This is a genomic window from Paratractidigestivibacter sp. (genome assembly GCF_052362415.1).
Taxonomy (GTDB): Bacteria; Actinomycetota; Coriobacteriia; order Coriobacteriales; family Atopobiaceae; genus Paratractidigestivibacter.
Genome location: NZ_DAWEMK010000028.1, coordinates 1 through 6,655, shown reverse-complemented (window position 1 = coordinate 6,655; position 6,655 = coordinate 1). Strand labels below are relative to the sequence as shown.

5 protein-coding genes and 1 pseudogene are annotated in these 6,655 nt (G+C 69.0%); all 6 read left to right on the top strand.

The window, feature by feature from the left end:
- Nucleotides 1-516: pseudogene (locus ACT84W_RS04355) on the top strand (1-deoxy-D-xylulose-5-phosphate reductoisomerase); the annotation flags it as partial.
- A 3-nt stretch (nt 517-519) separates the two neighbouring features.
- Nucleotides 520-1,905, top strand: coding sequence for a site-2 protease family protein (locus ACT84W_RS04350; RefSeq protein ID WP_444328332.1), 1,386 nt, complete (start codon nt 520-522; stop codon nt 1,903-1,905).
- A gap of 4 nt (nt 1,906-1,909) precedes the next feature.
- On the top strand, nt 1,910-2,989 hold the full coding sequence (gene ispG, locus ACT84W_RS04345; protein ID WP_417576560.1) for a flavodoxin-dependent (E)-4-hydroxy-3-methylbut-2-enyl-diphosphate synthase: 1,080 nt from the start codon (nt 1,910-1,912) through the stop codon (nt 2,987-2,989).
- A gap of 126 nt (nt 2,990-3,115) precedes the next feature.
- Complete coding sequence (locus ACT84W_RS04340) at nt 3,116-4,828, top strand: proline--tRNA ligase (protein ID WP_444328331.1); 1,713 nt, start codon at nt 3,116-3,118, stop codon at nt 4,826-4,828.
- 107 nt (nt 4,829-4,935) lie between these two features.
- Nucleotides 4,936-5,964, top strand: coding sequence for an alpha-hydroxy-acid oxidizing protein (locus ACT84W_RS04335; protein ID WP_444328330.1), 1,029 nt, complete (start codon nt 4,936-4,938; stop codon nt 5,962-5,964).
- A gap of 10 nt (nt 5,965-5,974) precedes the next feature.
- On the top strand, nt 5,975-6,655 hold a 681-nt coding region (locus tag ACT84W_RS04330; RefSeq protein ID WP_444328329.1), incomplete at its 3' end, for a pyridoxal phosphate-dependent aminotransferase.

The following is a 6,655-nucleotide window of genomic DNA, read 5'->3' as shown; positions in this document are numbered from 1 at the left end:
ATGAACAAGGGCCTCGAGGTCATCGAGGCGCACCACCTCTTCCAGGTGCCCATCGACGACGTGCGCGTGCTCGTCCAGCGCCAGAGCAAGATCCACTCCATGGTCGAGTTCTCCGACGGCGTCGTGAAGGCCCAGCTCGGCGGCTCGGACATGCGCGCCCCCATCCAGTACGCCCTCAGCTATCCCGAGCGCTGGGAGACGTCCGTCGAGCGCGTCGACTGGGGCTCCTGCTCGCCCATCACCTTCGGAGAGGCCGACGAGTCGACCTTCGGATGCCTGCGGCTGGCCAAGGAAGCCGGCCGCGCGGGCGGCGTGCTCCCCTGCGCCATGAACGCGGCGAACGAGGTCGCGAACCTCGCTTTCCGCCAAGGTTCATGCGGTTTTCTCGATATCGAGCGCGTCGTCGAGGGCGTCATGTCGCGCACGGCGCCGGAGCGGGTAGAGAGCCTGGGACAGCTCCTCGAGGTCGACGCCCGTTCCCGCGCGCTCGCCTCCCAGATCCTCACGGAGGTCTAATCCTTGTCTTACATCCTCGGTTTCCTCGCGGCCCTCTTTTGGGGGCTCCTTCTGCTCTCGACCCTCGTGTTCATCCACGAGGCGGGCCACTACCTCGCCGCCCGCGCCTTCGGCGTGCGCGTGACCGAGTTCATGCTCGGCCTGCCGTGCCGCTGGAGCCTCTCGTTCAAGAGCAAGAAGGTCGGCACGCGCATCGGCGTCACGCCCGTGCTCCTCGGCGGCTACAACCGCATCAGCGGCATGGAGCCCATGGGCGCCGACGTCGCCGCCCGCGTTCTCATGTGCGTACAGCGCCACGGCCGCGTCGAGTCCGCCCAGGTGGCGCGCGAGCTCGGCGTCGATGAGGACGAGGTCGTCTCGGCGCTCGCGGGGCTGAGCGAGTGGGCATCCGTCCAGCCCTACTACAACCCCGAGCTCGGCGAGGAGCCGGGCCAGAAGACCTATCCGGCCGCGTTCGAGACCGTTGCGCGCGACGCGTCGCTGCTCACCGAGTTCGACCGCGGACACGATCTTGCTGCCGAGGGCTCGACCGTGGCAGGCGAGCCCCGCGTCCCCGGCTGCTCGGCCGAGGAGTTCTTCGCGCAGGAGCGCTCCCACACCTACCTCGGCCTGGGGCTCCTCAAGCGCCTGGCCGTGCTGCTCGCCGGTCCCGCCATGAACATCGCGTTCGCGTTCATCGTCGTCACCGGTGCCTTCATGGTCTCCGGCGTGAGCACGGCCTCGAACGAGCCCGTCGTCGGCGCCGTGGGCGAGGGGACCGTCGCGGCCTCCTGCGGGCTTCAGGCCGGCGACCGCGTGGTCGAGGTCGGCGGCGCCGAGGTGGGCACTTGGAGCGACTTCACCTCGGCGATGAGGCCCTACCTCGACGCCGGGCAGGACTTCAGCCTGACCATCGAGCGCGACGGCCGGCGGCAGGCCCTTGAGGTCGATTTGCCGGACGGCCAGGCGACCGACAAGCTCGGCATCATTTCCCAGACCGTCCTGTACCACCCGAACCCGCTCGAGGCCGCGCGCCTGACGGTCGCCTACGCCCAGATGGTCTGCAACTACGCGTTCAGGCTCCTCATCCCTCAGCAGACCATGCAGATCCTCGACCAGTCGACCTCCGTCGTCGGCATCTCGCTCATGGCCTCGCAGGCGGCGAGCGCCGGTGTCTCGGACTTCGTGCTCCTCGCCGCCTCGATCTCGATGTCGCTCGGCTTCATGAACCTCCTGCCGATCCCGCCCCTCGACGGCGGCAAGATCGTGATCGAGCTCATCCAAGCCGCCTTCCGGCGGGAGCTCTCCATAAAGGCGCAGAGCTACATCACCTATGTGGGGCTGGCCTTCTTCCTCTTTGTCTTCGTCGTCGTCCTCAAGAACGACATCGTCAGATTCGTGATTGGATAGCAGCATGAGCACCCAGAGCAGCAAACCCGCGCGTGAGCTTACCCGTCCTGTGCACGTCGGCAACGTGCAGGTGGGCGGGGGCGCCCCCGTTTCGGTCCAGTCGATGTGCACCACAAAGACGGACGACCCCGCCGCCACCCTCGCCCAGATCCGGTCGCTCGCCGACGCGGGCTGCGAGATCGTCCGCGTGGCAATCCCCTCCGCCGCCGTCCTCGACGGCTTCCAGGAGATCTGCCGCGAGTCGCCTCTGCCCGTGGTGGCCGACATCCACTTCGACTACCGCCTGGCCATCGAGGCCGCGCGCCGCGGCGCCTCCGCGATGCGCCTGAACCCCGGTAACATCGGCTCCTGGGACCGCGTCGACGCCTGCATCGACGCCGCGGGGGAGGCCGGCATCCCGATCCGCATCGGCGTGAACGCCGGATCGCTCGACCGCCAGATCGACGCGCGCGAGGACCTCACGCAGCCCCAGAAGCTCGTCCAGAGCGCCGTCAGCTTCGTCCGTCACTTCCAGGAACGCGGTTTTGACGACATCGTCATGTCCGCGAAGGTCCACGACGTCCCCGCGACCATTGAGACCAACCGTGAGCTCAGCCGCCTGCTCCCCGAGGTCCCGCTCCACATCGGCGTGACGGAGGCAGGGACGATGCTCCAGGGCACGGTGAAGAACGTCTCGGCGCTCTCGGTGCTGCTCTCTGAGGGGATCGGCGACACGATGCGCCTCTCGCTCACCGCCGACCCCGTCGAGGAGGTCAAGGTCGCCTGGGAGCTGCTGGGCGCGCTCGGTATGAGGCGCCTGCACCCCGAGCTCGTGAGCTGCCCGACCTGCGGCCGCTGCCAGGTGAACATGATCCCGATCGCGGAGGAGGTCGAGCGCCGGCTGCAGTCGGTCAAGGCGCCGATCTCGGTGGCCGTCATGGGCTGCGCCGTCAACGGCCCCGGCGAGGCCAAGGGCGCCGACATCGGCATGGCGAGCGGCAGGGGAGAGGCGCTCCTCTTCGCGAACGGCGAGTCGATCCGCAAGGTCCCCGAGGAACACATGGTCGACGAGCTCTTCGCCGAGATCGAGCGCCGCTTCGGCTGATGCGCTCGGTTGAGGGCCGCTTTGGTCGCGAGCGTGGCGCGAGTGGCCCTTCTTGCCGTAGAATCTAATGAATTGCACGTGAGCCGGGCCGCGCGCCCGGCTTCTCATAGGGAGATTGGACCCATCGTGAAGCGTTACCAGAAGATGTCCTCGCTCTACGCCCCGACCCTCAAGGAGGACCCCGCCGAGGCCGAGCTCGTGAGCCACAAGCTGCTACTGCGCGCCGGCATGATCCGCAAGACCGCTGCCGGCCTCTACAGCTACCTCCCGCTGTGCTGGCGCGTCCTGCGCAAGATCGAGGGCGTCATCCGCGACGAGATGGAGGGCATCGGCGCCCAGGAGATCCAGGTGCCCATCCTCACGCCCGCCGAGCTCTGGGAGCAGTCCGGCCGCTATGGCGCCTACGGGCCCGAGCTCATGCGCCTGAAGGATCGCCACGACCGCGACTTCGTCCTCGGCCCGACCCACGAGGAGACCTTCACCGACCTCGTCCGCAACGAGCTGCGCTCCTACAAGCAGCTTCCCGTGACGCTCTATCAGATCCAGGACAAGTTCCGCGACGAGCTCCGGCCCCGCTTCGGCCTCATGCGCGGCCGCGAGTTCATCATGAAGGACGCCTACTCGTTCAGCGCGAGCCAGGAGTCCCTGCAGGAGTGCTACGACGCCGAGAAGGCGGCCTACGCCCGCATCGCCGAGCGCTGCGGCATCAAGGCCCTGCCCGTCGTCGCCGACTCCGGCCAGATCGGCGGCGACACCTCCGTCGAGTTCATGGCGCTCGCCGACGCCGGCGAGGCCGAGCTCGTCTGGTGCGACTGCGGCTTCGCGGCCGACACCGAGGCCGCCACGGCTGAGGTCGCCGTCGCCGAGGGCGAGGCGGGCGAGCTCGAGCGCGTCCACACCCCGAACGCCGGCACCATCTCCGACGTCTCCGCGCTCCTCGGCGTCCAGGAGAGCGCCACGCGCAAGGCGCTGGCGCTCATCGACGGCGAGGGCCGCGCGACGGTCTGCTTCGTCCCGGGCGACCACGAGATGAACGATGTCAAGGCCGAGCACGTCTTCGGCGATTACCACATGATGACCGACGAGGAGCTCCGCGACGCCGGCCTCGTCAAGGGGTTCATCGGGCCCGTCGGCCTGCCCGAGGGCATCCGCGTCGTCGCCGACGCCTCGCTCAAGTCCTCCGAGTGGTGGCTCGTCGGCGCGAACCTCGCCAACTACCACTACCGCCACGCCCAGATGGGCCGCGACTTCACGATCGACGAGTGGGTCGACGTCGTCTGCGCCCGCGAGGGCGACCTGTGCCCGCACTGCGGCAAGCCCATGCACGCCGCCCGCGGCATCGAGATCTCGCAGGTCTTCCAGCTCGGCACGAAGTACTCCGAGTCCATGGGCGCGACCTTCATGGACGAGGACGGGCGCGAGAAGCCCTTCCTTATGGGCTGCTACGGCATCGGCGTCTCGCGCATGGTCTCTGCCGTCGTCGAGCAGCACAGCGACGAGCGCGGCATCTGCTGGCCCGTCTGCGTCGCCCCCTACGAGGTCGAGGTCGTGGCCATGAGCGTGAACGACGACGCGGTCTGGCCCGTCGCGAGCAAGGTCACCGAGGAGCTCGCCGCCGCCGACCTCGAGGTCGTCGTCGACGACCGCAAGGAGCGCCCGGGCGTCAAGTTCGCCGACGCCGACCTCATCGGCATCCCGTACCAGGTCATCCTGGGCAAGAAGGGCGTCGCCGCCGGCAACGCCGAGGTCAAGGTCCGCGAGACCGGCGAGCGCTTCGACGTGCCCTTCGCGGAGCTCTCTCAGTGGCTCCGCGACCGCATCGTCCCCGCCCGCGCCTAAAATGACGAAAAGGGACAGTCCCTTTTCGTCATCCGTGTGTTCACGGCAGGCAAGAAGCAGCACGCAGCTCGCTTCTTGCCTGCTCTTCTATATAGAAAGGCTTTCCCATGAAGTATTCCGAGCTCGCCGCGGCTGCCCGCGGGAACATCGGCCCGTACTGCAAGGCCTGCCCCGTCTGCGACGGCCGCGGGTGCAGAAACACCGTCCCGGGGCCGGGCGCCAAGGGCACGGGCACCGTAGCCATCCGGAACTACGCCGCATGGCAGGACGTCCTCGTGAACATGGACACCCTGCACGCCCCCTTCGAGGCCGACACCGCCTGCACGGTGCTCGGGCGCGAACTCTCGCTGCCCGTCATGATCGGTCCCGTTGGCGATGTCCAGCGCCACTACGGCAAGAAGTACGACACCGTCGGCTACAATGAGTGCGTCCTGCGCGCGGCCGAGCGCGAAGGCACGCTCGCGTGGACGGGCGACGGCCTCGACGCACAGATCATGGCCGACTCCTGCGACCTCATCTCGAAGCTCGACGGTGCAGGCGTCGTGACCGTCAAGCCTTGGGACGCGAACACCCTCGACGCGAAGCTCGCCCAGGCGCTCGCTGCGAGGCCCGCGGCCGTCGCCATGGACATCGATGCGGCCGGCCTGCCCTTCCTCAAGGGGCAGAACCCGCCCGCGGGCGCCAAGGACGAGGGCCAGGTCGCCGAGGTCGTCGCCGCCTGCCACGAGGAGGGGATCCCCTTCGTGCTCAAGGGCGTCATGACGCCCGCGGCTGCCGAGCGCGCGGCCCGGGCCGGCGCCGACGGCATCGTCGTCTCGAACCACGGCGGCCGCGTCCTCGACGGGGTGCCCGCCACCGCATTGGTCCTCCCCGGCATCGCAGACGCAGTGGGCGACGATTTGGAGGTCCTCGTCGACGGCGGCGTCCGCAGCGGCCTCGACGTCTTTCGGGCGCTCGCGCTCGGCGCCAAGGCGTGCCTCGTCTGCCGCCCGTTCGTCGTCGCCGCCTTCGGTGACGGGGCCGACGGGGTCTCCGCCCTTCTTTGCCAGCTCAAGGGCGAGCTCGCCGACGCAATGGAGATGTGCGGGGCTGCGACGGTCGCCGACATCGACGCCTCGATGCTCTGGCGCGGGTAAGGGGGATTCCGTGGCCGACACCAATTCCGACCTCAGGCAGCTTGCCGTCTCGGGCATCAGGCGCTTCAACGCCCTCGCCTCTGCCGTCCCCGGCTGCGTCAAGCTCACGCTCGGCGAGCCCGAGTTCGACACACCCGCGCCCGTCAAGGAGGCGGTCTCTCGCTCGCTCGCCGAGGGGCAGACGCACTACCCGCCGAACAACGGAAAGAAGGAGCTCCGGGAGGCCATCTCCGCGTATATGCGGGGGCAGGGGCTCGATTACGGCGCCGAGGACATCATCGTGGCCTGTGGGGCAACCGAGGCGCTCTCCGCCACGCTGCTCGCGCTTCTGAACCCCGGCGACGAGGTCGTCGTCCCCACGCCCGCCTTCGGGCTCTACGAGACGATCGTCCGCGCGGCCCACGGCCACGTGCGAGCTCTCGACACCACGGGCAGCGGCTTCGCCATCGACGAGGGCGCGCTGCGCTCGGCGATGGGGGAACGCACGAAGGCGATCGTCGTCACCTCGCCCAACAACCCCACCGGCTGCGTCTACGGCCCCGAGTCGCTCGATGCCGTGGCACGCGTCGCCGCCGAGCGCGGGCTCTTCGTTGTCTGCGACGACGTCTACAACCGCCTCTGCTACCTCGACGGCTTCCAGAGGCTCGCGGCGCGCCGCCCTGAGCTCAAGGACCGGCTCGTGGTCGTCGAC